Annotated in this window: 27 protein-coding genes; 16 read left to right on the top strand and 11 right to left on the bottom strand. The window is 72.8% G+C overall.

What is annotated here, in order from left to right; translation table 11 throughout:
* Positions 1–25: 25 nt before the first annotated feature.
* The 3 genes from FHS37_RS29890 to FHS37_RS29880 all read right to left on the bottom strand — a co-directional run bounded on the left by FHS37_RS29890 (position 26) and on the right by FHS37_RS29880 (position 2,028).
* Positions 26–679 (bottom strand): anti-sigma factor family protein, encoded by a 654-nt coding sequence (locus tag FHS37_RS29890; protein WP_184826916.1) that lies wholly within the window; start codon positions 677–679, stop codon positions 26–28.
* 160 nt (positions 680–839) lie between these two features.
* The gene (locus FHS37_RS29885; RefSeq protein ID WP_184826914.1) at positions 840–1,346 is read right to left on the bottom strand and encodes a hypothetical protein; all 507 of its coding nucleotides are present in this window, start codon (positions 1,344–1,346) and stop codon (positions 840–842) included.
* Positions 1,347–1,482: 136 nt separating this feature from the next.
* Positions 1,483–2,028 (bottom strand): sigma-70 family RNA polymerase sigma factor, encoded by a 546-nt coding sequence (locus FHS37_RS29880; protein ID WP_184826912.1) that lies wholly within the window; start codon positions 2,026–2,028, stop codon positions 1,483–1,485.
* Positions 2,029–2,239: 211 nt separating this feature from the next.
* On the opposite strand from FHS37_RS29880, the gene FHS37_RS29875 reads away from it, so the two are divergent.
* Positions 2,240–3,385: a CapA family protein gene (locus FHS37_RS29875; protein WP_184826910.1), complete on the top strand. Its 1,146-nt coding sequence runs from the start codon at positions 2,240–2,242 to the stop codon at positions 3,383–3,385.
* A gap of 26 nt (positions 3,386–3,411) precedes the next feature.
* Here FHS37_RS29875 and FHS37_RS29870 read toward each other — a convergent pair whose 3' ends face one another.
* Both FHS37_RS29870 and FHS37_RS29865 read right to left on the bottom strand, forming a co-directional pair.
* Positions 3,412–4,827, bottom strand: coding sequence for an amino acid permease (locus tag FHS37_RS29870; protein ID WP_184826908.1), 1,416 nt, complete (start codon positions 4,825–4,827; stop codon positions 3,412–3,414).
* Between the two features lie 106 nt (positions 4,828–4,933).
* Positions 4,934–5,395, bottom strand: a complete 462-nt coding sequence (locus FHS37_RS29865) for a universal stress protein (protein WP_184826906.1) — start codon at positions 5,393–5,395, stop codon at positions 4,934–4,936.
* A 166-nt stretch (positions 5,396–5,561) separates the two neighbouring features.
* On the opposite strand from FHS37_RS29865, the gene FHS37_RS29860 reads away from it, so the two are divergent.
* Entirely contained in the window at positions 5,562–6,401 is an 840-nt protein-coding gene (locus FHS37_RS29860) for a polysaccharide deacetylase family protein (protein ID WP_184826904.1), read from the top strand.
* Between the two features lie 29 nt (positions 6,402–6,430).
* Here the strand turns inward: FHS37_RS29860 and FHS37_RS29855 are convergent, their stop codons facing one another.
* Positions 6,431–7,099 carry a class F sortase gene (locus FHS37_RS29855; protein ID WP_184826902.1) on the bottom strand — a complete coding sequence of 223 codons (669 nt, stop codon included), beginning with the start codon at positions 7,097–7,099 and terminating at the stop codon, positions 6,431–6,433.
* 332 nt (positions 7,100–7,431) lie between these two features.
* On the opposite strand from FHS37_RS29855, the gene FHS37_RS29850 reads away from it, so the two are divergent.
* Positions 7,432–7,929 (top strand): hypothetical protein, encoded by a 498-nt coding sequence (locus FHS37_RS29850; RefSeq protein ID WP_184826900.1) that lies wholly within the window; start codon positions 7,432–7,434, stop codon positions 7,927–7,929.
* Positions 7,930–8,078: 149 nt separating this feature from the next.
* Here FHS37_RS29850 and FHS37_RS29845 read toward each other — a convergent pair whose 3' ends face one another.
* Together FHS37_RS29845 and FHS37_RS40620 are read right to left on the bottom strand one after the other, a co-directional pair.
* Complete coding sequence (locus FHS37_RS29845) at positions 8,079–8,843, bottom strand: bestrophin-like domain (RefSeq protein WP_229890083.1); 765 nt, start codon at positions 8,841–8,843, stop codon at positions 8,079–8,081.
* 25 nt (positions 8,844–8,868) lie between these two features.
* Complete coding sequence (locus tag FHS37_RS40620; RefSeq protein WP_268254601.1) at positions 8,869–8,997, bottom strand: hypothetical protein; 129 nt, start codon at positions 8,995–8,997, stop codon at positions 8,869–8,871.
* Positions 8,998–9,708: 711 nt separating this feature from the next.
* Here FHS37_RS40620 and FHS37_RS29840 point away from each other — a divergent pair.
* The 4 genes from FHS37_RS29840 (at position 9,709) to FHS37_RS29825 (ending at position 14,437) form a co-directional block, all read left to right on the top strand.
* Positions 9,709–10,644: an SCO0930 family lipoprotein gene (locus FHS37_RS29840; protein WP_184827036.1), complete on the top strand. Its 936-nt coding sequence runs from the start codon at positions 9,709–9,711 to the stop codon at positions 10,642–10,644.
* Between the two features lie 341 nt (positions 10,645–10,985).
* Positions 10,986–11,798: an SAM-dependent methyltransferase gene (locus FHS37_RS29835; protein WP_184826898.1), complete on the top strand. Its 813-nt coding sequence runs from the start codon at positions 10,986–10,988 to the stop codon at positions 11,796–11,798.
* On the top strand, positions 11,795–13,939 hold the full coding sequence (locus FHS37_RS29830) for a putative bifunctional diguanylate cyclase/phosphodiesterase (RefSeq protein ID WP_184826896.1): 2,145 nt from the start codon (positions 11,795–11,797) through the stop codon (positions 13,937–13,939). Before FHS37_RS29835 ends, FHS37_RS29830 begins: the two co-directional genes overlap by 4 nt.
* A 51-nt stretch (positions 13,940–13,990) precedes the next feature.
* Positions 13,991–14,437, top strand: coding sequence for a nuclear transport factor 2 family protein (locus FHS37_RS29825; protein ID WP_184826895.1), 447 nt, complete (start codon positions 13,991–13,993; stop codon positions 14,435–14,437).
* A 142-nt stretch (positions 14,438–14,579) separates the two neighbouring features.
* Here FHS37_RS29825 and FHS37_RS29820 read toward each other — a convergent pair whose 3' ends face one another.
* Entirely contained in the window at positions 14,580–15,464 is an 885-nt protein-coding gene (locus tag FHS37_RS29820; protein WP_184826893.1) for a LysR family transcriptional regulator, read from the bottom strand.
* A 119-nt stretch (positions 15,465–15,583) separates the two neighbouring features.
* Between FHS37_RS29820 and FHS37_RS29815 the strand changes: the two genes are divergently transcribed.
* The 7 genes from FHS37_RS29815 (at position 15,584) to FHS37_RS29785 (ending at position 22,891) form a co-directional block, all read left to right on the top strand.
* Positions 15,584–16,255, top strand: a complete 672-nt coding sequence (locus FHS37_RS29815) for a succinate dehydrogenase (RefSeq protein WP_184827034.1) — start codon at positions 15,584–15,586, stop codon at positions 16,253–16,255.
* Between the two features lie 2 nt (positions 16,256–16,257).
* Complete coding sequence (locus tag FHS37_RS29810) at positions 16,258–18,207, top strand: fumarate reductase/succinate dehydrogenase flavoprotein subunit (RefSeq protein ID WP_184826891.1); 1,950 nt, start codon at positions 16,258–16,260, stop codon at positions 18,205–18,207.
* Entirely contained in the window at positions 18,204–18,953 is a 750-nt protein-coding gene (locus FHS37_RS29805; RefSeq protein WP_184826889.1) for a succinate dehydrogenase/fumarate reductase iron-sulfur subunit, read from the top strand. The genes FHS37_RS29810 and FHS37_RS29805 overlap by 4 nt, the downstream gene beginning before the upstream one ends.
* A 133-nt stretch (positions 18,954–19,086) precedes the next feature.
* A complete protein-coding gene (locus FHS37_RS29800) occupies positions 19,087–20,112 on the top strand; it encodes a hypothetical protein (protein ID WP_184826887.1) in 1,026 nt (341 codons plus the stop codon).
* A 185-nt stretch (positions 20,113–20,297) separates the two neighbouring features.
* Positions 20,298–21,071, top strand: a complete 774-nt coding sequence (locus FHS37_RS29795) for a GNAT family N-acetyltransferase (protein WP_184826885.1) — start codon at positions 20,298–20,300, stop codon at positions 21,069–21,071.
* Positions 21,068–21,904, top strand: a complete 837-nt coding sequence (locus FHS37_RS29790; protein WP_184826884.1) for a lysophospholipid acyltransferase family protein — start codon at positions 21,068–21,070, stop codon at positions 21,902–21,904. Before FHS37_RS29795 ends, FHS37_RS29790 begins: the two co-directional genes overlap by 4 nt.
* Positions 21,905–21,988: 84 nt before the next feature.
* Entirely contained in the window at positions 21,989–22,891 is a 903-nt protein-coding gene (locus FHS37_RS29785) for a DUF2382 domain-containing protein (protein ID WP_184826881.1), read from the top strand.
* A 45-nt stretch (positions 22,892–22,936) separates the two neighbouring features.
* On the opposite strand, the gene FHS37_RS29780 is transcribed toward FHS37_RS29785, so the two are convergent.
* A complete protein-coding gene (locus FHS37_RS29780) occupies positions 22,937–23,956 on the bottom strand; it encodes an LLM class flavin-dependent oxidoreductase (RefSeq protein WP_184826879.1) in 1,020 nt (339 codons plus the stop codon).
* 61 nt (positions 23,957–24,017) lie between these two features.
* On the opposite strand from FHS37_RS29780, the gene FHS37_RS29775 reads away from it, so the two are divergent.
* Positions 24,018–24,509, top strand: coding sequence for a phosphatase domain-containing protein (locus FHS37_RS29775; RefSeq protein WP_184826878.1), 492 nt, complete (start codon positions 24,018–24,020; stop codon positions 24,507–24,509).
* Positions 24,510–24,550: 41 nt separating this feature from the next.
* On the opposite strand, the gene FHS37_RS29770 is transcribed toward FHS37_RS29775, so the two are convergent.
* Complete coding sequence (locus FHS37_RS29770; RefSeq protein ID WP_184826876.1) at positions 24,551–24,766, bottom strand: dodecin; 216 nt, start codon at positions 24,764–24,766, stop codon at positions 24,551–24,553.
* 228 nt (positions 24,767–24,994) lie between these two features.
* Between FHS37_RS29770 and FHS37_RS29765 the strand changes: the two genes are divergently transcribed.
* Positions 24,995–26,308: an extracellular solute-binding protein gene (locus tag FHS37_RS29765; RefSeq protein WP_184826874.1), complete on the top strand. Its 1,314-nt coding sequence runs from the start codon at positions 24,995–24,997 to the stop codon at positions 26,306–26,308.
* Positions 26,309–26,339: the final 31 nt, after the last annotated feature.

Here is a 26,339-nt window from a genome sequence, read left to right as displayed (position 1 = left end):
GGAGCGGGGGCGCACCGGTCCCGGTTCACCGGGGCCGCAGGGTCACCAGGTGCTCGCCGTTCGCCGTGCGGACCTCGTAGCGGGCGATCTCCTCGGGGTGCAGGGCGGAACCGCCCAGCATCGTGTTGGGCCGGGCGTCGTGACGGGGCACGCTCCAGCTGGCCGCGGTCTCCTCGGAGCCGTCGCGGCCGATCACCACCAGGCGGCAGGCACGGGGACCCGCCCCGTCCTTGACCTTCAGCTCCACCTGGCTGCCCCAGGCCTCGTCCTCCGTCGTGACCTGGGCCCACACCCCGGACCGCTCGTCGGTCGCCGCGATGCTCACGGCGGCCCCGTCGCCGTCGTCCGTCACCATCGCGATCGCCGGCGCGGACACCGTGCAGACCACCGAGGCGGCCAGGGCGAGCAGCATCCTGCGGCGTCCCGCCCGGTTCCGGGCCGCCACCTGGGACAGCAGCCGGTCCAGCATCCCCGGACCCGGCTCGGCCAGCGGGTGCACCAGCCGCGGCGTCGAACGCCGGTACAGCATCAGCTGCCGTGCGGTCGGGCCGAACTCGGTCACCTGGGCAGCGCAGCTGGGGCACTCCATGAGGTGGTCCTCGAAGCGGAACGCCTCCGCCTCGTCCAGCACGCCGAGCGCGTAGGCGCCGACGTCGCGATGCCTCTCCAGGGACCTCATGCCGAATCCTCGTACCGTTGGGTGCGGGTGGGGTTACTCCTTGCTCCCACCGGTACGCACCAGGCGGCCGAATCACTCAAGCGGCGTGCCGAATCGTAACCAAGGCATTCGGAGCCCTCCGGCCCGCGGATTGGTCGGATTCCCCGGTTTCCCGAGGGATCTAGAAGAGGTGGATGGCGAGGTGGCCGAGCGGCAGCCCCAGCTGCCAGGCCGGCGTCCACACCTTGGGCCCCTCGTCCTCACCGGCCACCGTGCCGCCGCCCGGCACCGCGTTCAGATCGGGCGCGAGCAGCTCCGTCTCCTGCAGCCAGCGCCAGGCCTCCCGGGCCAGCGCCAGGTCCGCTCCGGGCGCGGCGGCGTCCGCGGTCAGGCCGGCCAGGCGCTCCTCGACCCACTCCTGCCACGGCTGGTCGTACGCGGTCAGCGACAGCCAGGTCTCCAGCTGGGTGATCACCCGGATGCCGGACAGCTCGCCGTCGGCGTCGGACAGGAAGACGGTCAGCGCCAGCGCGTCCCGGCCGGCCCGGAACTCGAAGGACGTCGGCGGCATGAGATCGCCGCCGCGCAGCAGTTCGTCGGCGATGTACTCGGCGTACAACCAGGCCATGGGGACGGTCAGTTCACCGTCGCCGGAGCCGTCCGTGCTCTCTTGACCTCTGTGCAGCATCCCTTCCTGCCTTCCTCCGGTACGTGCGCGTCGCCCGACCCCGGCCCCCCGGTCCGGAACACGGATGAGGACAGCCGATTACTCAACCGGGGTCATAGGCAAGGCGCTTTACGGAGGTTTGACCCGACGTCCGGTTTCACCGCAGGTCGGCGGCGTATCCCGGAAGCACCCGGCGCAGGGCACGCAGCGCGTAGTACGCGCGGGACTTCACGGTACCGGGCGGGATCCCCAGGGCCGCCGCGGCTTCCGCCACACTCGCCCCTTGGAAGTACACGAGCACCAGTACTTCACGGTGCTCCGGAGTGAGTGTCTTCACAGCCTCGCGGACGTCGAGCATGGCCGCGGCCCGCTCGGCGTGGTCGGAGATCACCCGTGCGTTCTCCAGCACGGCGTCCCCGACCTCGGCCGGCCGCGCCTGCCGGGCCCGGCGGGCGTCGATCGCGAGCCGCCGCGCCACCGTGAGCAGCCAGGGCCGCACGGAGTCGAAGTTCTCGGCGCGCAGGGCCTCGGGATGCTGCCAGGCGCGCACCAGGGTCTCCTGGACCAGGTCCTCCGCGCGCTGCCGGTCTCCGTCGCAGAGCCGGAGCAGCAGCGCGAAGAGGGGCCGGCCGTGCTCGCGCTGCAGTGCGGCGAGCTCGTGCTCGGCGGTGGTCCCGTTCGGGAGTGTGGTTCCGGCCGTCATGGCCGTATGGCAGCGCACGGCGTCCCGCGGGGACAGGGCGCGTGCAGGGATGTGCGGCGGACGGTCGATCGCGTCGACGAACGGTTCGACGAACGGTCGGGGCGGCGGTTCCCGCACGCCGGACGGCCTAATGAGCGTGTCGGAGCATCGGCGACCCGCAGTCGGATTCTTACCTGTTTAGCGGTAAATACGACTACAGCGGGATGAAGTGATGATCACACGCAGTCGACAGGTGGCCGTGGTCCTGACCGTCGTCCTCACCGCGGGCGCCGCCTGCCAGGCCCGGGACCACCGACCACCGGAATCCGCCCGTCCGGCCCCCTCCGCCCGAGGCTTCACCCTGGTCGCCTCGGGGGACGTGCTGCCGCACGACTCGGTCATCGAGCGCGCCCGCTTCGACGCGGGCGGCACCGGTCACGACTTCCGGCCGATGCTCTCCGGCATCCGCTCCGTCGTCGCCGGCGCCGATGTGGCGCTGTGCCACATGGAGACCGTGTACGGCGTGGATGGTGACTACACCGGCCACCCCGTCTTCAAGTCGCCGCCCGAGGTGGCCCAGGCCCTCGCCGCCACCGGCTACGACGGCTGCTCCACCGCCTCCGAGCACACCCTGGACGACGGTCCGGAGGGCATCCGCCGCACCCTGGACGCCCTCGACGGCGCGGGCCTGAGACACGCCGGATCGGCGCGCACCGAGCAGGAGGCCCGCACGGCGGCCGTCCTGCGCGCGGGCTCGGCGCGCGTCGCCCACCTCGCCTACACCCACGGCACCGACGGCCTTCCGCTGCCGCCGGACCGCCCCTGGGCGGTGAACCTCGTCGACGAGGCGCGGATCATCGCCGACGCCCGGGCCGCCCGGAAGGCCGGAGCCGATGTGGTCGTCGTCTCCCTGCACTGGGGCACCGAGTGGCAGGAGGCCCCCGACGAGCAGCAGATCACCCTGGCCCGCTCGCTCACCGCCTCCCGCACCGGGGACCGCCCCGACATCGACCTGATCCTCGGGACGCACGCGCACGTCCCGCAGGCGTACGAGAAGGTCAACGGCACCTGGGTGGTCTACGGGATGGGCGACCAGATCGCCGGTGAGATGTTCAACCACGAGGGAGTCCAGGACCCGCGCGGCAACCGGTCCACGCTCGGCCGCTTCACCTTCGCCCCGCCCGCCCGGCCCGGCGAGCGGTGGCGGGTGACGAAGGCCGAGTTCGTCCCCCAGTGGTTCGACGTGGACGCCGGCCGGGTGGTCGACCTCAACCGCGCGCTGGACGAGGGCGCGGAGGTGGGCTCCGTGCGGGACCGCATCCGCGACGTGGTGCTCAGCCGCGGCGCGGCGCAGGACGGGCTGGTCATGGGGGAGTAGGCGGGACCCCCCTCCTCCCGGGCGCCCTACGGACGCCGCGCCAGTTCCGAACGCCGGTAGGAGTACGCGAAGTAGATCACCAGGCCCAGCGCGAACCACACGGCGAACCGCGCCCAGGTCTGCCACTGCAGGAACGTGATCAGCCAGATCGAGAAGACCACACCCACCGCCGGCACCACCGGCATCCACGGCGTGCGGAAGGTGCGCGGCAGGTCGGGCTGCCGGTAGCGCAGCACGATCACCGCCGTGCACACCACCACGAACGCCAGCAGGATCCCGATGTTGGTCAGCTCGGCCGCCTCGCCGATCGGCAGGAACCCGGCGATGGCGGCCGACCCCACCCCGACGATCCAGGTGACCCGCGTGGGCACGTGCCGCGTCGGGTGGGTCTTGGCGAACCAACGGGGCAGCAGCCCGTCCCGCGACATGGCGAACCAGACACGCGTCACACCCAGCATGAACGTGAACATCACCGTGAGGATGCCGATGATGGCGCCCACCGCGATCACGTCCGCGAGCCCGCTCAGCCCCACCGACTCGAACGCCGTGGAGAAGCCGCTCTCGGGATCGATGTCCTTGTAGTCCTGCATGCCCGTCAGCACCAGGCAGGCCGCCACGTACAGGACCATCGAGATCACCAGCGAGTAGATGATCGCCTTCGGCATGTGCCGCTGCGCGTCCTTGGACTCCTCGGCCGCCGTCGACATCGCGTCGTAGCCGAACACCGCGAAGAACACCGTCGCCGCACCGGTGAACGCGCCGCCCACCCCGTACGGGAAGAACGGGTTGTAGTTGGCCGTGTCGATGTGGAAGACGCCGACCGCGATCACCAGCAGCACGACCAGCACCTTCAGCACCACGACCACCGTCTCGAACCGGGCCGCGTTCTTGATGCCCTGGTTCAGCAGGAAGGCGATGAGCAGGCACAGCAGCGCCGCGAACAGGTCGACGCGGTGACCGTCGCCGGTGCCGGGCGCGCCCAGCATCCAGTTCGGCAGGTCCGCGCCCATCGAGTCCACCAGGAAGCTGAAGTAGCCGGAGATGCCGATCGCGACCACCGCCACGATCGCGGTGTACTCCAGCAGCAGGTCCCATCCGATGAACCAGCCCGCGAGCTCGCCCAGCACCGCGTACCCGTAGGTGTACGCCGAGCCCGCCTTCGGGATCAGGCCCGCGAACTCCGCGTACGACAGCGCGGCGGCCGCGCTGGCCACACCGGCGATGAGGAAGGAGATCAGCACCGCGGGCCCGGCCGTGCCGTTGGCCACGGTTCCCGCGAGCGTGAAGATGCCGGCGCCGATGATGCCGCCCACGCCGATCGCGGTCAGCTGCCCCAGGCCCAGGCTGCGCTCCAGCCGCGTGCCCTCGCCGACTTCCGTCTCCTCGATGTGTTCGATGGGTTTGCGGCGGAGAACGCCCTCGCCCATCCGGAGCCCGGCCATGCGCCTCACCTCTTCACGATCGGCAAACGGCTGACGGCGGATCATGATGCCCCCGCCGGGCCGCCGACGGAAGACGCCACGCACGTCCCCGGGCACGCTTCGAAAACTACGGCACCACCGTCACCGGCCACCGCCCCGCCTTCACCAGCCGGATCGCGACCGACCCGACGAGCCGGTGGCCCGCCCGTTCGGAGGCGCCCACCACCACCGCGTCCGCCTTGAGGTCGTCCGCCGCCTTCACCAGGCCGTTGTAGGGATCGCCGCGGAACGTGTGGAACCGCCAGCGGATGTCGGACAGCCCCCTGAGCCGCTCGGCCGCGTCCCTGATCTGTGCCGCCAGGTCCTCGGCGATCTCCTGGGTCGCGTCGGCGACCGGCGCCCCGAGCGCGACGCCCGCGGCCATCACCGGCCGCACGTACACCGCCGCGAGCAGCGCGCCCTGGCGCCGGGCCAGTCCGGCGGCGTACGCCGCCGCGCGCAGCGAGGAGTCGGAGCCGTCCACCCCGACGACGATCACCTTGGGACCGTCCGTGCCCCGCTCGAACCGAGGGGAGGGCTGTTGCGTCACACCGTCGAGGCTATCGGACACCACCGCACCGACCGGTGCGCGCCCGGGTCGCGGCGGCCCGTCCCCGCCGGCACCGCGGCCGATCGGTGGGCCGGGCGGGTGGAATCGTGCCGCCGCCCCGGTACCGCTGGGGTGCGGCGGTCCTCGACGGGGCGACTGATGAGTCATGCAGATGGATCAGTTGCTCACACGGCGCAGGGCGTTGATCGCCGGCGCCGCCGCCATGGGCGCGGCCGGTGCGGCCGGAGTGTTCGCGTCCGTCACCGGGGACCGGGCCGCCCGCCCGGCCGCGCCCGCCGCCGGCGCCCGGGCCGCCCGCCGCCCGCTCAGGCCCTCCGCGTACCGCCTCCAGCCCCTGACCGGCTACGGTCCGCCGCCCACCGTGGCCGGCCGGATCCCGGTGCGCGCCGAACCCCTGCTGCGCGTGTCCGGGCGCGGCCGCGTCATGGTGCTGACCTTCGACGACGGCCCCGACCCCCGCTACACCCCGGACATCCTGGACACGCTGGCCCGGTACGAGGTGCGGGCGATGTTCTTCGTGTGCGGGGAGATGGTGGTCCACAACGGGGACCTGCTGGCCCGGATGGCCGACGAGGGGCACGTCGTCGGCAACCACACCTGGTCCCACCCCCTGCTCACCAGCCTGGGCCGCGGCCGGATCCGCTCGGAGATGGAACGCACCTGCGACGTCATCGAGACGGCCTGCGGCGAACGCCCCGAATGGTTCCGCGCGCCGTACGGGGCCTGGAACCGCGCCGCCTTCCAGATCGGCGCCGAACTGGGTATGGAGCCCCTGGCCTGGACGGTCGACACCCTCGACTGGACCGAGCCCGGCACCCGCACCATCGTCGACCGGGTGGAGGACGGCGCCGCCCCCGGCGTCGTGGTGCTCTCGCACGACGCCGGGGGCGACCGCTCCCAGAGCGTGCGGGCCCTGCGCACCTATCTGCCCGAACTGCTGGACTCCGGGTACCACGTCACCGTGCCCCGCCGGCAGTACGTCTGAGCGGCCCCGCCCGCCCGGAGGGGGACCGCTCAGCGCACCTCGACCAGGCGGGCGAAGGCGACGACGTTCCCGTCGTAGCCGTTCTGCTCGGAGAAGGCACCGCCGCAGGTGATGACCCGCAGTTCCGCGGTTCCCTTGGAGGCGTAGACCCGGTCGCCGGGAAAGTTGTTCTTCGCGAAGACCTCGATGCCGTAGACCTCGAACACGGCCGTCTTCGCGTCCTTGCGGGCGACCTCGACGAGCTGTCCCTTCTTCAGCGCTCCGAGTCCGTAGAACACGGCCGGCCCCTGGTGGTTGTCGACGTGGCCGACGACGACCGCCGTGCCCTTCTCGCCGGGCGCGACGGCACCGGTGAACCAACCCGCCAGATTCGGGTCCTGGGGCGGGGGTGCGTCCACCCAGCCCTCCGCGTCCAGCCCCACCGGCATGATCGGCGCGTCGACCTGGATCGCCGGGATCCTGACCCGGTCCGGCACCGCGTACGGCAGTGGCTGGACCGCACCGGCCGCGGTGCTGTCGGGCGCATGGCTGTCGGCGGCGGCCGCGCTGGCCGGCTGCGGCGGACCCACGTCGAATTCCCCCGAACCGTTCCGGATGAGCGCGAGGCCGGTGAGCAGAACCAGCGCTATCACGCCCCAGGGGGCGCGCTTTTTCCGCGGCGCCTCCTCCTCGGCTTCGGCCGGCCAGAAAGCAGACATTCGCCTTCCCCTCTCGACACGGCCGTCACCGCGTCGCTCGCGCATATCAGAACGCTAAGCGCCGCGCGCGGAACCGGCGACGGGGTGGTGGCGAACGGGTGGCCGCGGCGGCGCCGGGTGCGCCATCCGAGGCGGCACCGGACGAAGATTTTCTGACGGCCCGTGACCTGCGGCGATATCCGCCTCCCGCGATTTTCCGCGGCCGCGGTCTCACCGGGACGGACCATTCCCGAAATGCGGGGCCGGGCACCGCAACTGAGGGTCTTTCCGGGAGACGCTTTCTCGCCGATCGACCGGGTACGGGACCCGGGGCGTCTTCCGCGGAGGATCACATGCGCAACTCACGTGCCCTGGCGGCCGCGGGCGCCGCGGTCGCCGTCCTCGGGGTCGCCGCCCCGGCGGCCGTCGCGGACGCCGGGCGGGTTCCCAGTCCGTCCAACATCGTCGCCCTGCCCAGCGTCATCGCCCGCGGCGGCCAGCTGACCATCACGGTCGACGGCTGCCCCAACGGCGGCACGGCGACCTCCAACGCGTTCCCGAGGACCAACCTGACGCCCATCCGCGGTGGCAACGACACCGCGAAGGGCACCGCCACCATCGACGACAACGCCCGCGCCGGGTCGTACGACATCACGGTCCACTGCTCCGGCAGGAGCCTGACCCGGCCGGCCGCCTTCACCGTCCTCGGCGGTGTCCGCGGGGGCATCGGCGGCAGCGTCACCAGCGGGGCGACGCCGACGGACATCGCCATCGGCGGCGGGCTGGTGGCGGCGGCGGTCCTCGGGGGTGGTGTCTTCTGGATGCGCCGTCGCGCCGAGAAGCACATCTGAGCCCCCGTTCCGCTCCGGGCGGCCGTTTCCCGCGTGACGAGAGGACCTCGCCCCGGATTCCCGCCGGATCCGGGGCGAAGTGCCGCGCCGCGCGGTGGTCCGGCGACCGGCGGCGGACGCCCCGGCCACCGGTCCCCGGCCGTCGGCGCTCAGTCCCCGACGTGCGGGAAGAGCCGCAGGAACGGGTCCGTCGACGCGGCGATGCCCCGGCCGTAGGGCGCGTCGAAGTCCCAGATGAGGAAGAGCAGGAAGGCGATCAGCGCGGAGAACAGCCCGGCGAGGACCAGCTCGCGGGAGGTGCGCCGGATCTGCAGCGCGAAGATCATCCCGATGGTGACGACGGCCCCGGAGATCAGGCCGAACCACACCACGCCCGGCATGGTCTCCCCGGTCGACTCGGCCCGAGCGCTGCGGGCCTGGTCGGCGGCGGCGACCTGGTCCACGAGCGGCTGGTAGGCCTGCGCCTCGAAGTCCGTCCGCGGCTGGTAGTCGGTGACGTCCCGGCGGACGCGGTCGAGCAGTTCGGTGCCGCGCTCGGTGATCCGGCCGTCGTCCGCCATGGTCCGCCACTCGGTGGTGACGACGTGTCCGACATAGGCGTTGACATCGTCCCGGATGCGGTCGCGCACCTCGGCGGGGTAGACCCGCACCCGTTCCGAGATCTCGTGCAGCGCCACCGCCTCCGCCCGTACGTGCTCCTGGGCGGCGCTGCGCCCCTCCCAGACACCGGCGATGGCGAGGCCCAGGACGATGGCGTAGACCACACCGATCCACATCGTCATGTACTCGATGACGTCCGGGGTCTCGGTGGGATCCTCGTCGTCGGCCGCCCGGCGGTGCCGCACGAGGGTGATGATGACCACGACGACACAGGCGGCCAGCATCAAAAGGGTGAGAACAAGCCATTCCGGCAAGAGGTGCCTCCAGAAGCAGTCGGGTTCAGCGAGGGCGCAGCGCGGCGACGGCGACCACCGCGGGCACCGTGATGAGCAGGACGAAGGTGAGCGGCGACGTGGCGCCGCCGGAGGGCTGCCGGACCGGGGCCGGCCGGTACCGCGGGTAGTGCACGGGCGTCGCGGACGGACGCGGCTCGGGCGTGGCCGAGGGGGCAGGAGGTGGCGAGGGGCGCGACGGTGGGGGAGCGGGCGCCGGCCGGGCGGGGGGCGGCGCCGGGCGGGCCGCCGGCGGGGACGACGGGGGCGGCGGCTCGGGCTCCGCGGTGGGGCGGGGCCTCGGCGGCGGGGCCGGATCCGGTGGCGGGGTCGGCGTCGGCGTCGGCTCCGGCGGGGGTGGGGGCGGCGGTGCCGGAGTGGGCGTGGGACCGGGCGGAGGGCTGGGGGTGGGCGTCGGCTCCGGCGCGGGTGGGGGCGGTGCGCAGGGCGGGGGCAGCGGCCAGGCGGCGCTTCCCGCGACCGCGACCGCCTCCGTGCCGCCCGGCCCCGTCGAGGCGTAGGCGCAGGCGTCGGCCACCGCCGCGCCGGATGCTCCGGCGAGTGACCAGATCAGCGACGTCACGGCCAACACGCGGGCGGCGAAGCGGGATTGGGTCGGTACGAGTGCTTGCACGACGAGGATCATGAGGCGCGATCCGCAGGGGCACGCCCGGGGGCCGGATGATTACCCCGAAGGAGTTACCTCCGGCGGATTCCGGTGGAATCGCAGATTCCGGAAAGAAATCCGGGCCGCCGTTGAACACCACCGGTGCTCCCGTGCGTACCCATCGTCGAGCGGCGGCACAGCAGGGCGCTGCAACACCCTTGCGATGATGTGGAGTTGACGATGAAGACCACCTGGCGGACCGCCTCGCTCGTGGCGAGCGCCGCGGCGGTGCTGGCCCTGACGACGGCGTGCGGTCAGGACGCTCCTCCGCAGGCGAGCAGCCAGAACGTCGGCGCCACGGCGGGAGCCGGGGACTACGCCGGCATCGGCGCCGGGGCCGACAAGGCGGGCGGCGGCGCCCAGTCCTCGCAGAGCCCGTCCGGCACGGCGGGCGAACTGGCCGTCTCCACCAACGCCGAACTCGGCGAACTGGTGACCGACAGTCTCGGTCTGACCCTGTACCGCTTCGACCAGGACACCGCGGAGCCGCCCAAGTCCAACTGCGACGGCGACTGCGCCAAGACCTGGCCGCCGGTGCCCGCCGACGACGCCACGGCGGGCGAGGGGATCGACGAGTCGCTGCTCGGCGAGGTCGTCCGGGCCGACGGCACCAAGCAGCTCACCATCGGCGGCTGGCCGGCCTACCGCTACGTCAAGGACGTCAACGCCGGTGACGTCAAGGGCCAGGGCGTGGGCGGCAAGTGGTACGCGCTGAACCCCGAGGGCAAGAAGGCGCAGGCGGCCGAGCGGCTCGGCCTGTCCACCCGCGAGGACCCGAAGCTCGGGGAGATCGTCGTCGACGAGAACGGCATGACCGTCTACCGCTTCATGAAGGACGAGGCGTGGCCGAAGCCCGTGTCGGCCTGCACCGGCGCCTGCCTGGAGAAGTGGCCGGTGGTGTCACCGGTCGACTTCGCGGACACCAAGGGCATCCAGGAGAAGGGCTACATGACCTTCACCCGCCCGGACGGCGCCGAGCAGCAGACGATCAACTGCTGGCCCATCTACACCTTCGCCGGTGACAAGGCCCCCGGCGACACCAACGGTCAGGGCGTCGGCGGCACCTGGTACGCCGTGCGGCCCGACGGAAAACCGGTCGGCGCGCCGGAGAAGTAACAACCTCCCCAGGGTGTCGTCCGCTCCGGCGCGCCGACCCGGGTCCGCCCCTCCGCAGCCCGCGGAGGGGCGGACCGTTTTGCCGTGGTTCACCGGAACTCGTGGAATTATCGGCGCTCTTCTCCTCGTACCGCCGGGTGCTCCCGGGTAATCCCGGGCGTGCCGGAACTCTCCGGAATGCCACGGGCACTTTTCGTGGGCATCCGCCGAGGGGCCAATTCGGCACGTGCCACTGGCAGTGACCGGGAACGGACGGTCAATTTCCGGTTGGGGTCGCTCCCTTGGCGGGCGGTCAGTAGCCTCTCCTCGAACACCGGACCGCCTACGCCTCGGAGAGATACATGGAACGTCCCGCCTGGGCCCCACGGAGCATCGACATCTCGGTGCCGAGCGTTTCCCGGATGTACGACTACTACCTGGGCGGTTCGCACAACTTCGAGGTCGACCGGGAAGCGGCCCGCAAGGCCATGGAGTTCATGCCGGGACTGCCCAAGATCATGCAGGCGAACCGTGCCTTCATGCGGCGGGCGGTGCGCTTCGCGGTCGACGAGGGCGTCACCCAGTTCCTGGACATCGGCTCCGGCATCCCGACCTTCGGCAACGTCCACGAGGTGGCCCGGGCGGCCGACCCGGGCGCGCGCGTCGTGTACGTCGACCACGACCCGGTGGCAGTGGCGCACAGCCGGGCCGTCCTGGAGGGCGACGACGGCACGGACGTCGTGGCCGCGGACCTCCGCAAGCCCCGGGAGATCCTGGACAGTCCCGAAGTGCGGCGGCTGATCGACCTGAATCGGCCAGTGGCGCTGCTCCTCGTTGCCATACTTCACTTCGTGGAAGACGCGGACGACCCGTACGCGGCGGTGACCGAACTGCGCGAGGCCCTCGCGCCCGGCAGCCTGCTCGTGCTCACCCACGCCTCGTACGAGGGGATCCCGCTGCCGCCGGACCGGGCCGAGGGCGCGGTGGACGTGTACAAGGACATCCGCAACCCGCTGATCATGCGCTCGCGCGAGGAGATCGCGCGGTTCTTCGAGGGGTACGACATGGTGGAACCCGGACTGGTGCCGATGCCGCAGTGGCGGCCGGACACCGCACCGGAGGACGAGGATCCCTACGCCTTCTCCGGCTTCGCGGGCGTGGGGCGTACGGCGTGAGCGCGGAACCGGACGGGCCGGAGGACAGACTGCGCCGGTTCGCGACGATCTGGAGCCGGGCGGTCTTCCCGGTGACCTCGACGTCGTCGACCCGGCCGGAGTTCGAGGCGCGGCTGCTGCCGCTGGCCCGGCTGCTGAGCGAGGCGCTGCGGGCCCGGTCCTTCGACCCGGGCGCGGGCAGGGCGGTCGGCGCCGCGCTGGTGGAGGAGCACTGCACCGACCCCGAGGCGCTCAGCCGGACCCTGGACTGCGTGGACGCCTACCTGGTGCTGTACTGCGGCGGGGACGGCGACCGCGAGGACCTGCGGGCGCGCTCCGCCAGGCTCCAGCACGCCATGGCCGCCGGGTACGCGCAGGCGCTGCGGCAACGGACCCTGGCCGAGCAGGAGTCCATCGCCCGGGCCGCGCTGCAGGCGCAGGGAGTGGTGGCGCAGGCGCTGCACGCCACCGAGGCCAGGTTCCGCGCGGTCTTCGAGGGCGCGGCCATAGGGATCGGCATCGCCGACCTGGACGGCAACGTCCTGCAGGTCAACGGCGCGCTGCGGCGCATGTTCGGGCTGTCCGAGCAGACCCTGCGCGGCCGCAACGTCACGGAGTGGACCCACGCCGACGACGCCCCGCAGACCTGGAAGCTCTACGAGGAGCTGGTGCGCGGCGAGCGCGAGCACTACCACCTGGAAAAAGCGTTCAACCGTCCCGACGGAACGGTCCTGTGGACCAACCTGACGGTGTCCCTGCTGCGCGACGCCGACGGCGCCCCGCAGTACCAGCTCGCCCTCATGGAGGACACCACCGAGCGGCGGCTGCTCAACCTCCGGCTGCGCTACGAGGCCACCCACGACGCGCTGACCGGGCTGCCCAACCGCACGTTCTTCTTCGAGCGCCTGGAGAAGGCGCTGAACGCCGGCGAGGGCCAGCGGTTCGGCCTGTGCTACCTCGACCTGGACGGCTTCAAGACCGTCAACGACAGCCTCGGGCACGCGGCCGGGGACCGGCTGCTCGTCGAGGTCGCCGACCGGCTCCAGTCCTGCGCCACGGCGCCCGGGGAGATGGTGGCCCGGCTCGGCGGCGACGAGTTCGTGGCGCTGACCACCGGCCCCGACACCCGGCGCACGGTCGACGAGCTCGCCGCCCGCATCATGAACGCGCTGCTCGCCCCCATCAGCGTCGACGGCCGGGAACTGACCGTGCGCGGCAGCATCGGCATCGTCGAGGGACCGGCCGGGGAGCGCAGCGCGGCGGAGGTGCTGCGCAGCGCCGACATCACCATGTACCGGGCCAAGTCGGCGGGCGGCAACCGGTTCGAACTGGCCGACCCGGAGGCCGACGCCCGCGCCATCACCCGGCACGGGCTCACCACCTCGCTCCCGACGGCCCTGGACCGGGGCGAGTTCTTCATCGAGTACCAGCCGCTGGTGCACCTCGGCGACGGGAGCGTCCGCGGCGCCGAGGCGCTGGTGCGCTGGCTGCACCCGCAGCACGGCGTGCTGTCCCCGGACCGGTTCATCCCGCTCGCCGAGCACACCGGGCTGATCGTCCCGCTGGGGCGCTGGGTGCTCGAGCAGTCGGTGCGGCAGGCCCGCGCGTGGCGGGAACGGCACGGCGGCGAGGAGGCCGTGGGGTCCCTGCGCATCAACGTCAACCTCTCGCCCTGCCAGCTCACCCACCCCGGGCTGGTCCAGGACACCGTGGACATCCTGGAGCGCACCGGTGTGGAACCCGACGCGCTGTGCCTCGAGGTGACCGAGTCGGCGCTGATCGGAGCCGACGACGACCTGCTGAAGCCGCTGCGCCGGCTCGCCGAGATGGGCGTCGACATCGCCCTGGACGACTTCGGCACCGGCTACTCCAACCTCGCCAACCTGCGCCGGCTCCCGGTGAGCGTGCTCAAGCTGGACCGTTCGTTCACCCAGAGCATGCAGCGGTTCCCGGCCGACCCCGTCGACCTCAAGATCGTCGAGGGGATCGTCGCGCTGGCCCACAGCCTCGACCTGGCGGTGACGGTGGAGGGCGTGGAGACGGGAGCCCAGGCGGAGCAGCTGCGCATCCTCGGCTGCGACACGGCCCAGGGCTGGTACTACGCCCGCCCGGGACCGCCGGAGCGGCTGCACGAACTGGCCCTGGTGGACGCGACGGGGTGAGGACCGCAACCCGGTTGCGGGGGTGGCGGGGGCACGGGCGACCATGTGCGGATGAGTCATGAAGCAGAAGCGGTGAGGGCGGCGATCGAGGGCGAACTGAGCCTCCTGGACCCCGCCGTGCGCTCCTCCCGCACCGAGGCCGTGCGCCTGCTGGACCCCGAGTTCACCGAGGTGGGCGCCTCGGGCCGGCGCTACACGTACGAGGACACGGTCGCGGGGCTGCCCGACAAGCCGGGCAGCTCGACGGACGGCCCGGTGTACGAGCCGTCGGAGATCACCGGCGTCCTCCTCGCGCCCGGTCTGGTGCACCTCACGTACGAGACCCGCTTCGACGGCCGCCACGCCCGCCGCAGCTCCCTGTGGCGCAAGCGCGACGAGAAGACGGGCTGGCGCATGTACTACCACCAAGGCACCCCGGTGCCGCCGGAGGCCGACCAGGGGGCGTCGCCCGGACCGGGACCGGAAGCGGGGCGCGGGGGACCGCGGCCCGCGGCGTGACCCGGACGGCGGTCCCCACGCCCCGTCCCGGGCGGCGTCGGCCACCGCCGTCGCCGCCCGCACGAGCGCCGCGGTCGTGGTGGAACGGGACCGCCGCGCCCGCGCGCGGTGGCCGCTCACCGCGCCCGCGCACGGCGTCCGCTCACCGTTCCAGCAGCATCCGCTGCAGTTCCCGGGCCGCGCGGGGCGGAGCCACGTCGCTGCGGTGGGCCAGGGCGATGGCACGGTGCAGGCCGGGACGGGCGAGGGGGGTCACCCGCAGCCCGTGCCCGGACCGCGCGGCCACCATGCGGGGGACGACGGCGACGCCCAGTCCCGCCCGCACGAAACCCAGCACCGCGTCCATCTCACCGCCCTCCACCGCGAACTCCGGCTCGAAGCCCTCCGCCCGGCACGCCGCCACGGTCAGCTCGCGCAGGTCGTAGCCGTGCCGGAACATCACCAGGCGTTCCCCCTCCAGGTCGGCGATGCGCACGGCGCGCCGCCCCCGTCCCGGTTCCGGGACGTCCGGGGAGGACACCACCACCAGGTCCTCGCGCAACAGCTCCACCGTGGTGAGCGCGGGGGAGGGCGTCGGCAGGGGCAGGACGACCAGGGCCAGGTCCAGGGCACCGCGGGCCAGCTCCCGCACCAGATCGTGGGAGCCGCCCTCCTCGACCAGCAGCCGGACGCCCGGGTAGCGGTCGTGGAAGGCGCGCAGCACGTCCGGCAGCAGGCCGGTGCACAGGCTCGGGGTCGCGCCCAGCCGCACCCGGCCGCTGCGCAGCTGCGCCACCTCCTGCACCTCGTGCCGGGCGGTGTCCGCGTCGGCCAGGATCCGCCGGGCCAGCGGCAGCAGCGCCTCGCCCGCGTCGGTCAGCGTGATGTTCCCGCGCGCCCGGCGGAACAGATCCGCCCCCAGCTCCCGCTCCAGCGCCTTGATCTGCTGCGACAGTGACGGCTGCGCGACATGGACGGTCTCCGCCGCCCGGGTGAAGTGCCGGGTCTCGGCCACGGCCACGAAGTACTGGAGCTGCTGGAACTGCATGCCCCCACCATAGGGCTTCCCTATCGAAACCAGCCGCACCATGTCTTGGACCGATGGGGCCTTCCGGCCCTAGCGTCTGAAGCATGGCTCTGGCAACGCGGACGGACCGACGGCCGTCCATGGCGCGCACCGTGTGGGACTCGACCGTCGGCAAGAAGACAGTGATGGCGGTCAGCGGCCTGATCATGCTGCTGTACCTGGTCGTCCACATGATCGGAAACCTGAAGATCTTCTTCGGAGCCGGTGAGTTCAACCACTACGCGCACTGGCTGCGCACCGTGGGTGAGCCGTTCATGCACTACGAGTGGACGCTCTGGCTGGTCCGCGTCGTGCTGGTCGTCGCGGTCGTCGCCCACGCCGTCTCCGCGTACCAGCTCAGCCGCCGCGACATCAGGGCGCGGCCCAGCAAGTACGTGCACAAGAAGCCGCGGGCCAGTTACGCCACGCGCACCATGCGCTGGGGCGGGATCATCCTCGGCCTGTTCATCGTCTGGCACGTCCTCGACCTGACCACCGGCCATGTGCACTCCGGCGGCTTCGAGACGGGCAAGCCCTACCAGAACGTCGTGGACACCTTCTCCACCTGGTACGGCAACGTGATCTACATCGTCGCGATGCTCGCCGTCGGACTGCACATCCGGCACGGCTTCTGGAGCGCCGCCCAGACCCTCGGCGTCGGCAGCCGCACCCGCGACCGCGCCCTGAAGACCACCGCCAATGCCCTCGCGCTGCTGCTCACGGCCGGTTTCCTCGCCGTGCCCGTGGGCGTCATGACCGGAGTGGTGAGCTGACCATGACTTCCTACACCGAGTACGCGACCGGTGCGCCGGTCGTCGACACCAAGGCCCCCGCCGGCCCGATCCACGAGCGCTGGGACAAGCGCCGCTTCGAGGCCAGGCTGGTCAACCCGGCCAACCGGCGCAAGCACACCGTCATCGTCGTCGGCACCGGTCTGGCGGGCGGTTCCGCCGGGGCCACGCTCGCCGAACAGGGCTACCACGTCGTCCAGTTCTGCTACCAGGACTCTCCGCGCCGGGCCCACTCCATCGCCGCGCAGGGCGGCATCAACGCGGCGAAGAACTACCGCAACGACGGCGACTCCGTCCACCGCCTGTTCTACGACACGGTCAAGGGCGGCGACTTCCGCGCCCGCGAGTCCAACGTGCACCGCCTCGCGCAGATCTCGGTGGAGATCATCGACCAGTGCGTGGCGCAGGGGGTGCCGTTCGCCCGCGAGTACGGGGGACTGCTGGACACCCGCTCCTTCGGCGGCGTCCAGGTCTCCCGCACCTTCTACGCCCGCGGCCAGACGGGCCAGCAGCTCCTGCTGGGCGCCTACCAGGCGCTGTCCCGGCAGATCGCCGCCGGCAACGTCGAGATGCACCCGCGCACCGAGATGCTCGACCTGGTCGTCGTCGACGGGCGGGCGCGCGGCATCGTCGCCCGGGACCTGATCACCGGGAAGATCGACACGTACTTCGCGGACGCGGTGGTCCTGGCGAGCGGCGGCTACGGCAACGTCTTCTACCTGTCGACGAACGCCATGAACTCCAACGCGACCGCCGTGTGGCGGGCGCACCGGCGCGGCGCCTACTTCGCCAACCCCTGCTTCACGCAGATCCACCCGACCTGCATCCCGCGCACCGGCGACCACCAGTCCAAGCTGACGCTGATGAGCGAGTCGCTGCGCAACGACGGCCGCATCTGGGTGCCCAAGGCCAAGGGCGACGACCGTCCGCCGCACCGGATCCCCGAGGACGAGCGCGACTACTACCTGGAGCGCATCTACCCCTCCTTCGGCAACCTCGTGCCGCGCGACATCGCCTCCCGCGCCGCGAAGAACGTGTGCGACGAGGGCCGGGGCGTGGGCCCCGGCGGCCAGGGCGTCTACCTCGACTTCGCGGACGCCATCAAGCGCATGGGGCGCAAGGCCGTCGAGGCCAAGTACGGCAACCTCTTCGACATGTACCAGCGGATCACCGACGAGGATCCGTACGAGGTGCCGATGCGGATCTACCCGGCCGTGCACTACACGATGGGCGGCCTGTGGGTCGACTACGACCTGCAGACCACCGTCCCGGGCCTGTTCGCGATCGGCGAGGCCAACTTCTCCGACCACGGAGCCAACCGCCTCGGCGCCTCCGCGCTGATGCAGGGCCTGGCCGACGGCTACTTCGTCCTGCCGGCCACCATCAACGACTACCTGGCCCGCCACCCGCACCAGGGCGAGGTCGCCCCCGACCACCCGGCGGTGCAGGAGGTGCTGGCCGAGACCGAGGACCGGCTCAACCTGCTGCTGTCCGTCGACGGCGACCGCACCCCGGACTCCTTCCACCGCGAACTGGGCGAGCTGATGTGGGAGTTCTGCGGCATGGCCCGCTCCGACTCCGGCCTGCGCAAGGCGCTGGAGCGCATCCCGCAGATCCGCGAGGAGTTCTGGCGGCGCATCAAGGTGCCCGGCACCGGCGAGGAGTTCAACCAGTCGCTGGAGAAGGCCAACCGCATCGTCGACTACCTCGAGCTCGCCGAGCTGATGTGCCTCGACGCGCTGCACCGCACCGAGTCCTGCGGCGGCCACTTCCGCGAGGAGTCCCAGACTCCCGACGGCGAGGCCGCCCGCAAGGACGAGGAGTTCTCCTACGCGGCCGCCTGGGAGTTCACCGGCACCGGCGAGGCTCCCGTCCTGCACAAGGAAGACCTGGTCTTCGAGTACGTCCACCCCACCCAGCGGAGCTACGCATGAAGCTCACCCTGCGCGTCTGGCGGCAGAAGAACGCCGACGCCGACGGCGCCATGTCCACGTACGAGGTGGACAACATCTCACCCGACATGTCCTTCCTCGAGATGCTCGACACCCTCAACGAGGAGCTCATCCTCAAGGGCGAGGAGCCGGTCGCCTTCGACCACGACTGCCGCGAGGGCATCTGCGGCGCCTGCTCGCTCGTCATCAACGGCGACGCCCACGGCCCCGAGCGCACCACGACCTGCCAGCTGCACATGCGGTCCTTCGAGGACGGCGACACCATCGACGTCGAGCCGTGGCGGGCCGCCGCCTTCCCGGTGATCAAGGACCTGGTGGTCGACCGGTCCGCCTTCGACCGGATCATCCAGGCCGGCGGCTACGTCACCGCCCCCACCGGCTCCGCGCCCGAGGCCCACGCCACGCCCGTGCCGAAGCCGGACGCCGACTTCGCCTTCGAGCACGCCGAGTGCATCGGCTGCGGCGCCTGCGTCGCGGCCTGCCCCAACGGCGCGGCGATGCTGTTCACCTCCGCCAAGATCAACCACCTCAACGTGCTGCCCCAGGGCGCCCCCGAGCGCGAGACCCGGGTGCTGGACATGGTGGCGCAGATGGACGAGGAGGGCTTCGGCGGCTGCACCCTCACCGGCGAGTGCGCGACGGCATGCCCCAAGGGCATCCCGCTCATGTCCATCACCGGCATGAACAAGGAGTGGCTGCGGGCCACCCGGAAGGCCGCGAGGAAGTAGCGGCGGTCCGTCCAGGAGAAGCGTTCGCCGACAGTGGGCGGACGGGCGGGGCCGGGAGTGGTGCTCATCCCCGGCCCCGCCTCGCGTCCCCGGGGGCGACCGGTTGTCGCACCCCGTCGGTGGTCTTCGCCGCATGATCTTCGAACGTAAGGGGAGGGAGCGGTTCCTCGACGCCGTCGCCGGTTTCGAGACCGCTGTGCGCGAGCGGGACGGTGACCGCTCGACGCGCGCATTCCAGGACATCCACCGGCACTTCGGCTCCGCGTCGGACCACGACGTCGCCGAGGGCGGGCCGCGCCTCGCGGCGCTGCTGCCCGAGGTGCCCGCGGGCCCGCGCGGCGTGCTCGCCGTGGTGGTCGGCGCCTGTGTGGAACGGGGTGCCGACGCGGCCCGCTGCGCACCGCGCGTCTTCGACGGACTCGCCGAAGCGCTCGACGGCGCGCGGGAGTTCGCCGGCCGCTGGGCGGCCACCGGCGGCGCGGAGTTCCCCGATCCGGACGCCGGCGACCCGGACCCCGCGGTCCTCGAACGCACCGGGCCCGACGCGGCCGCGGCCTGGTGGTCGCTGCCCCAGTGGGAGACGGCCTCCGTCGCGATGCTGAACCACCCCGAGGTGCGCACCTCCCTCGCCGACGACCGGCGGGCCGGGCTGCTGCGCGCGCTGGCGGCGGTGCGTGAGGCGTCCGGCCACGACTTCAAGTGCCTCGCCTACGTCCTGCTGGTGCTGGACGACGAACCGCTGGTCGCCCTGCACCGCCCGAGCGGCACCGGTTACGCGTTGCGCATGTCCGGCATCGGCGACAGCTTCCAGCTGCACACCCTGCTCGCCGACGTCCTGGTCGGCGGCGGGCACATAGCGGGCAGGGCCCCCTCCGCCGAGGAGGCGGCGGTGTGCCGCGACGCACCGGGCCAGGTGCCGACCACCGGCTCCTTCAACCTCGTCACCCCCGGCGGGGCATGGGTGTGGAACGAGGGGACGCCCACCGACATCCCCGTCGTCGACGGCGTACGGCTGCTCGTCCTCGACCCGCCGCCGTACGAGCGCGGCTGGCCCGCGGGCCGGTTCTTCCCCGGGATGCGGGGCGATCTGGTGCTGGAGCGGGTGCTCGGCGCGGAGGAGACCCGGCAGTGGCTGGCGAGGTGCGCACCGGCGGAGTGACCGCGGTGCGCCCGGCCCGCGGACCGGCCGCGCCCCGGGCGCACGTCGTTCAACATCCTCACATCCGCGCTCCCGGCACAGGTCACGCGGGCGCCAACCGGCATCGGAAGAACAGGAGCGGCGGGCCGCACGTCCCCCGGTCCGCCTCCGCTGCGCCGAACCCGGCCCGTGCCCAGGAGTCAGCCATGACCGGCGTCACCACCCTCCACCGCCCCCCGCAGCCCCCGGCCCCCACCCGCTACACCGTCGCCCTCGCCCGTGACGAGGAGGACGTGCGCGCCGCCCAGCGGCTGCGGCACGACGTCTTCGCGGGGGAGATGGGCGCCCTGCTGTCCACCCCGCAGCCGGGGCTGGACATCGACCCCTTCGACGCGTACTGCGACCACCTGCTGGTGCGCGAGGAGGTGAGCGGGCAGGTCGTCGGGACGTACCGGCTGCTGCCGCCGGAGCGCGCCGGGATCGCCGGGCGGCTGTACGCGGAGGGCGAGTTCGACCTCTCGGCGCTCGACGCGATACGTCCGGACCTCGTCGAGGTGGGCCGTTCCTGCGTGCACCCCGACCACCGCGACGGCGCGGTCATCGGGCTCATCTGGGCCGGTATCGCCCGCTACATGACCGACCACGGCCACGCCTGGCTGGCCGGCTGCTGCTCCGTCCCCCTCGCCGACGGGGGTGCGCTCGCCTCCGCCACCTGGGACCGGGTGCGGGCGAAGCACCTGGCGCCCGAGGAGTACCGCGTGCGCCCGCTGCTGCCCTGGCGGCCGAAGAGCGCGGGACCCGCCGCTCCCGCGGGGCTGCCCGCCCTCCTGCGCGGCTACCTCCGCCTCGGCGCCTGGGTCTGCGGGGAGCCCGCGCACGACGTGGACTTCGGCGTCGCCGACCTCTACGTGCTGCTGCCGATGCACCGGGTCGACCCCCGCTACCTGCGGCACTTCCTCTCCCTCGTCCCGGCCCGATGAGCCCCTGGCTGCCCGGCGCGCCCTGCACCCCGCGGGACTGCGTGGAGCCGACGGCGACCGCGGCGGTCGTGCCACGGGCGGTGCGGGCGGTGCGGGCGGTGGTACGGCTGACCGCGGTCGGTCTGCTGGTCCTCGCCGGGATCGCGCTGCTGCCGTTCGGGCGGTGGATCCCCGCCCGCCCGGTGCGCCGGTGGTGCCGCTGGATCGTGCGGGCCGCCGGTGTCCGGGTCCGCGTCGTCGGGGCCGCCGCGCCCACGGGCGGGCTGCTGCTCGTCGCCAACCACGTCTCCTGGCTGGACGTGCCCCTGCTGGCCGCGGTCCGTCCCGCCCGCATGCTGGCCAAGTCCGAGATACGGCGCTGGCCCGTGGCGGGGCCGCTGGCCGCGCGCGCCGGCGTCCTCTTCATCGACCGGGACCGGCTGCGCGCCCTGCCGGACACGGTCGCCCGGATCGCCGGGACCCTGCGCGGGGGCGCGGCGGTCGCGGCCTTCCCGGAGGGCAGCACCTGGTGCGGCCGGGCCCGGGGACGCTTCCACAGCGCGGTCTTCCAGGCCGCGCTGGACGCGGCGGTTCCGGTTCAGCCGGTCCGCATCCGCTACCGGACCGCGCGAGGGGCCCCGGTGACCGCGGTGGCCTTCGTCGGCGACGACACCCTGCTCGCCTCGCTGTGGCGCGTGGCCTCGGCCCGCGGAGTGATCGCCGAGGTCGAGGTACGGGCCCCGATCCCGCCGGAGGGCCCCGCCGACCGCCGTGCCCTGGCCGCCGCCGCCCAGCCGGAGGTCGGCCCGGAGTACGGGGGCGGTGTCCACGAGCGAGCACTGTGGACAAAATAGTGCTTTTTGTACCCCATGCACCGTTTTTGGTCGATCGGTGCGGAGAACCGGAGAGGAGCGACCCCGAAGGGAGAGTGATGCAAGATGATCACCCGCGAAGAGATTGCGACCCTGCTGGACCACCCCGTGTACGACGGGGACGGCAACAAGATCGGTGACGCGAAGCACGTCTTCCTCGACGACGTGAGCGGACGGCCCGAGTGGGTGGCCGTCAGGACGGGTCTGTTCGGCTCCAACGAGTCGTTCGTCCCCATCCGCGACGCCTCCCTGGTGCAGGATCACCTCGAGGTCCCGTACCGCAAGGACAAGGTCAAGGGCGCGCCCAACGTCGACGTCGACGCGGGCGGCCACCTGTCGGCGGACGAGGAGCACCGCCTCTACGACTACTACGGCATCGACTGGGACAGCGTGCTGGCGGAGCCGGACCGGCCGGGCGGCCGTGACGGGACCACCGGCACGGGCACGGCGGGAACGACGGGCACGGCGGGAACGACGGGCACGGCAGGAACAGCGGGTGCGGCCGGAGCGGCGGGTGCCGCCGGCCGGCGCGGCGAGGCGCGCACGGGTGCGCGCGGCGACGACGCCATGACCCGCTCCGAGGAGCAGATGCACGTCGGCGTCGAGCGCCACCCGACCGGACGGGCCAGGCTGCGCAAGTACGTGGTCACGGAGGAGGTCCAGCAGACCGTGCCGGTGCGCCACGAGGAAGTGCGCGTGGAGCGGGAGCCGATCACGGACGCCAACCGCGGCGAGGCCATGTCCGGCCCGGACATCACCGAGGCGGAGCACGAGGTCACGCTGCACGCGGAGCGTCCCGTCACGGAGACCGAGGCGGTACCGGTGGAACGGGTACGGCTCACCACGGAGGAGCAGGCCGCGAACGAGACCGTGCGCGGTCAGGTCCGCAAGGAACGCATCGAGGCCGAGGCCGAGGCCGAGGACGACACCCGGCCGGGCCGCGACGTCCCGAAGCGGGGCCGGGAGTAGCCCGCGCAGGCCACCTCCCCGTCCACAGCGCGCCGGTGCGCGTCGTCACCGGCGCGTCGTCCTGCCGTCGAGCCCCGCGAGCGCGGCGAGCCGCCGGTAGGAGTCCAGCAGGGCTTCCCGGTCGTGGGTGCTGGTGGTGACGAGCACCTCCTGGGCGCCCGTCTCCTTCAGCACCGACTCCAGCGCGTGCGCCACCTGCTCCTCGGTGCCCGCCAACTGGCCGGTGAGCCCGGACTCGTAGAGGCCGCGCTCCCTGGCGGTCATCGCGAGCGACTCGACGCGCTCGGCGGGCGGCAGCGGGGGGAAGGTGCCGTGCGTGCGGGAGTGCGCCATCGACCAGGCCTCCGGTACCAGCAGCCGCCGGGCCTCCTCGGGCGTGGCGGCCACGGCGACCGTGCCCGAGACGACGACGTACGGCTCGCTCGCCCAGACCGAGGGGCGGAAGCGGTCGCGGTAGTGGTCGATGCCGCGTCGCATCCGGTCGCGGTCGCGGAGGTCGCCGATGACCATGGGCAGACCCGCGCGGGCGGCGATCGCGGCGCCCTCTCCCATGGCCAGCACGAACGGCGGCACGGTCAGTCCCTCGGCCGGACGGGCGTGCACCCCGGTCGGGGAGGTGCCGCGGAACCAGCCGAGCAGTTCCTCGAGCTGGGCCGCGAAGTCCTCCGCGTCGCCCTTGTCGCGCCCCAGCGCCCTGCGCACCCCGTCGGTGAAGCCGACCGAGCGGCCCAGACCCATGTCGACGCGTCCCGGGAAGAGCGACTCGAGCACCCCGAACTGCTCGGCCACCACCAGCGGCCGGTGGTTGGGCAGCATGACCCCGCCGGTGCCCACGCGGATGGTCCGGGTCGCCCCGGCGACGGCGGCCGCCAGTACGGTCGGCGCCGAACCGGCGACCCCCGGTACCCCGTGGTGCTCCGAGACCCAGAACCGGTGGTAGCCGAGCCGTTCCGCCTCCCGCGCCAGGCGCACGGTGTCGCGCAGCGCCTCGGGGCCGGTGTGCCCCTCGCGGATGCGGGAGCGGTCGAGGACGGAGAAGCGGGCCGAGGCGATCAGGGAGCTCATACCCGGTACAACACCCGGCGGGCCACAGGATTCCGCGCGACCGGTGTCTAGGCTGGGTCGGGTGACCGACAGCGACAAGCGCCCCGTGGCCGTGTTCGACCTCGACAACACCCTCGCCGACACGGCGCACCGGCAGCGGTTCCTGGAGCGCAGGCCGCGCGACTGGGACGCCTTCTTCGCCGCGGCGCCGGAGGACCCGCCGCTCGCCGAGGGCATCGCCATGCTGCGGGAGAGCGCGCGGGAGTGCGAGATCGTCTACCTCACCGGGCGGCCCGAGCGCTGTCGGCGCGACACGCTGGACTGGCTCGCCGCCCAGGGACTGCCCGAGGGGAGCGTGTACATGCGCGGCAACGCCGACCGCCGGCCCGCGCGCCGCACCAAGCTGGAGATCCTCCGGCGCCTCGCCCGCACCCGGGACGTCCGCGTCCTCGTGGACGACGACGAGCTGGTCTGCGAGGACGCCCGGCGGGCGGGCTTCACCGTGGTCCGGGCCCGCTGGACGGCCCCGTCCGGTGAGCTGGAGGCGGCGCAGGAGCGGGAGGGGCGGACCTGACGTCCGGTGCGCCCCGGTCCTGACCGGCGGGCGGCGCGGACTCAGTCCGCGTCCTCCAGGCGGAAGCCGACCTTCAGTCCCACCTGCCAGTGCGCGATCCGCCCGTCCTCGATCTGGCCCCGCACCTGGGTCACCTCGAACCAGTCCAGATTGCGCAGGGTCTGCGAGGCGCGCTCGATGCCGTTGCGCACGGCCCGGTCGACGCCGTCGGGCGAGGTGCCGACGATCTCCGTGACCCGGTAGGTGTGGTTCGACATGCGGGTGCTCCTCTCCCTGGCGGCGCCCGCCCGCACCGGGCGGCGCCTGTGTCGCACGTCACTCCACCGTGCCCCACGTGACGGCCGCGCGCGAGGCGTCGGCACCGTTCGCCTGACCCCCTTGACCTCCGCATTGGTCCATACCAAGATGCAGGGACCCGTAGGAGCTCCCGCTCTCCCCCCACGTCGGGCCCCGCCCCTGTTGGTCGGACAGAAACAGGACCCCTCGTGAAACGCCGCCTGCTCGCCCTCGTCTGCGTATCCGCCTCCCTCCTCACCGGCTGCGGCCTGATGCCCGGCAGCGGGACCGAACGGCACACGGTCACCGTGTGGCTGATGCGCAACAGCGCCTCCCAGGAGTTCCTGGACCGGTTCACCGAGGACTTCGAGCGCACCCACCCCGACCTCGACGTCGACATCCGCATCCAGGAGTGGACCGGGATCGGCGAGAAGGTGCAGGCGGCCCTGGAGACCGCGAGGAAGGACGGCACCGACGGCACCGACGGCACCGACGGCACCGACGGCACCGACGGCACCGACGGCCCGGACGTCATCGAGGTCGGCAACACCCAGGTCGCCCAGTACGCGGAGGGCGGTGAACTGCTCGACCTCACCCTGGAGTCGATGCGCGACTGGGGCCGCGACGACTGGCTGCCCGGCCTCGCCGAACCGGGGAAGTGGGGGACCCAGCAGTACGGCATCCCCTGGTACGCCGCCAACCGCGTCGTCATCTACCGCAAGGACCTCTTCCGGCAGGCCGGCATCACCGCCCCGCCGAAGACCCGGGAGGAGTGGCTCTCCGCCACCGAGAAGCTCGACACCGGCGGGAACCAGGGCATCTACCTGGCCGGGCAGGACTGGTACACGCTCGCCGGATTCATCTGGGAGGAGGGCGGGGACCTCGCCAGGGAGCGGAACGGCGTCTGGCGGGGCACCCTGGACAGCCCCGAGGCGCTGCGCGGGATGGACTTCTACCGCCGGCTGCAGGCCCTCGGCGACGGACCGGTCGACGCCGACGAGGAACACCCGCCCCAGGCGGAGGTGTTCGCCGAGGGCCGGGTCGCGCAGATCGTGGCCGTTCCCGGGCAGGCGCGGGCCATCGTCAAGCAGAACCCGGACCTCGCGGACGAGCTGGGCTACTTCTCCATCCCCGGCAGGACCGCGGACAGGCCCGGTGCCGTCTTCACGGGCGGCTCCGACCTCGTCGTCCCGGTGAACACCGACAACAGGGAGGGCGCCGTCGAGGTCGTCGCCGCGCTCACCGGCGCCCGGTGGAACACCGACCTGGCCCGCACCATGAACTACGTCCCCAACAAGGCGGAGCTCGCCCACTCGGTGAAGGGGGAGGAGGGGGTCGCGGCCATGGCGGCCGGAGCCGCACAGGGCCGGGCGACCCCCATCACGCCCGAGTGGGGCGCGGTCGAGGCGGACAACCCGATCAAGGAGTACATGACCAGGGTGCTCACCGGGGCCGACCCGGCGACGGAGGCCGAGCGCGCCTCACGGCGCATCACCGAGGCCCTCGACTTCGAGCCGGGGTGAGGGCCTCCGGGCGAGGCCGCCGTCAGCGCAC

This window comes from Streptomyces griseomycini, from assembly GCF_014203535.1.
GTDB classification, from domain to species: domain Bacteria; phylum Actinomycetota; class Actinomycetes; order Streptomycetales; family Streptomycetaceae; genus Streptomyces; species Streptomyces griseomycini.
This window is presented reverse-complemented; position numbering and strand designations above follow the sequence as displayed.

Excerpts from the sequence above, each read along its gene's own strand:
- FHS37_RS29885 (WP_184826914.1), bottom strand. The coding sequence starts at position 1,346 with ATGCTGCACAGAGGTCAAGAGAGCACGGACGGCTCCGGCGACGGTGAA.
- FHS37_RS29880 (WP_184826912.1), bottom strand. The coding sequence starts at position 2,028 with ATGACGGCCGGAACCACACTCCCGAACGGGACCACCGCCGAGCACGAG.
- FHS37_RS29855 (WP_184826902.1), bottom strand. The coding sequence starts at position 7,099 with ATGTCTGCTTTCTGGCCGGCCGAAGCCGAGGAGGAGGCGCCGCGGAAA.
- FHS37_RS29840 (WP_184827036.1), top strand. The coding sequence starts at position 9,709 with ATGAAGACCACCTGGCGGACCGCCTCGCTCGTGGCGAGCGCCGCGGCG.
- FHS37_RS29875 (WP_184826910.1), top strand. The coding sequence starts at position 2,240 with ATGATCACACGCAGTCGACAGGTGGCCGTGGTCCTGACCGTCGTCCTC.
- FHS37_RS29785 (WP_184826881.1), top strand. The coding sequence starts at position 21,989 with ATGATCACCCGCGAAGAGATTGCGACCCTGCTGGACCACCCCGTGTAC.
- FHS37_RS29860 (WP_184826904.1), top strand. The coding sequence starts at position 5,562 with ATGCAGATGGATCAGTTGCTCACACGGCGCAGGGCGTTGATCGCCGGC.
- FHS37_RS29890 (WP_184826916.1), bottom strand. The coding sequence starts at position 679 with ATGAGGTCCCTGGAGAGGCATCGCGACGTCGGCGCCTACGCGCTCGGC.
- FHS37_RS29825 (WP_184826895.1), top strand. The coding sequence starts at position 13,991 with ATGAGTCATGAAGCAGAAGCGGTGAGGGCGGCGATCGAGGGCGAACTG.
- FHS37_RS29770 (WP_184826876.1), bottom strand. The coding sequence starts at position 24,766 with ATGTCGAACCACACCTACCGGGTCACGGAGATCGTCGGCACCTCGCCC.
- FHS37_RS29805 (WP_184826889.1), top strand. The coding sequence starts at position 18,204 with ATGAAGCTCACCCTGCGCGTCTGGCGGCAGAAGAACGCCGACGCCGAC.
- FHS37_RS29850 (WP_184826900.1), top strand. The coding sequence starts at position 7,432 with ATGCGCAACTCACGTGCCCTGGCGGCCGCGGGCGCCGCGGTCGCCGTC.
- FHS37_RS29815 (WP_184827034.1), top strand. The coding sequence starts at position 15,584 with ATGGCGCGCACCGTGTGGGACTCGACCGTCGGCAAGAAGACAGTGATG.
- FHS37_RS29870 (WP_184826908.1), bottom strand. The coding sequence starts at position 4,827 with ATGGCCGGGCTCCGGATGGGCGAGGGCGTTCTCCGCCGCAAACCCATC.
- FHS37_RS29835 (WP_184826898.1), top strand. The coding sequence starts at position 10,986 with ATGGAACGTCCCGCCTGGGCCCCACGGAGCATCGACATCTCGGTGCCG.
- FHS37_RS29810 (WP_184826891.1), top strand. The coding sequence starts at position 16,258 with ATGACTTCCTACACCGAGTACGCGACCGGTGCGCCGGTCGTCGACACC.
- FHS37_RS29780 (WP_184826879.1), bottom strand. The coding sequence starts at position 23,956 with ATGAGCTCCCTGATCGCCTCGGCCCGCTTCTCCGTCCTCGACCGCTCC.
- FHS37_RS29790 (WP_184826884.1), top strand. The coding sequence starts at position 21,068 with ATGAGCCCCTGGCTGCCCGGCGCGCCCTGCACCCCGCGGGACTGCGTG.
- FHS37_RS29795 (WP_184826885.1), top strand. The coding sequence starts at position 20,298 with ATGACCGGCGTCACCACCCTCCACCGCCCCCCGCAGCCCCCGGCCCCC.
- FHS37_RS29800 (WP_184826887.1), top strand. The coding sequence starts at position 19,087 with ATGATCTTCGAACGTAAGGGGAGGGAGCGGTTCCTCGACGCCGTCGCC.
- FHS37_RS29820 (WP_184826893.1), bottom strand. The coding sequence starts at position 15,464 with ATGCAGTTCCAGCAGCTCCAGTACTTCGTGGCCGTGGCCGAGACCCGG.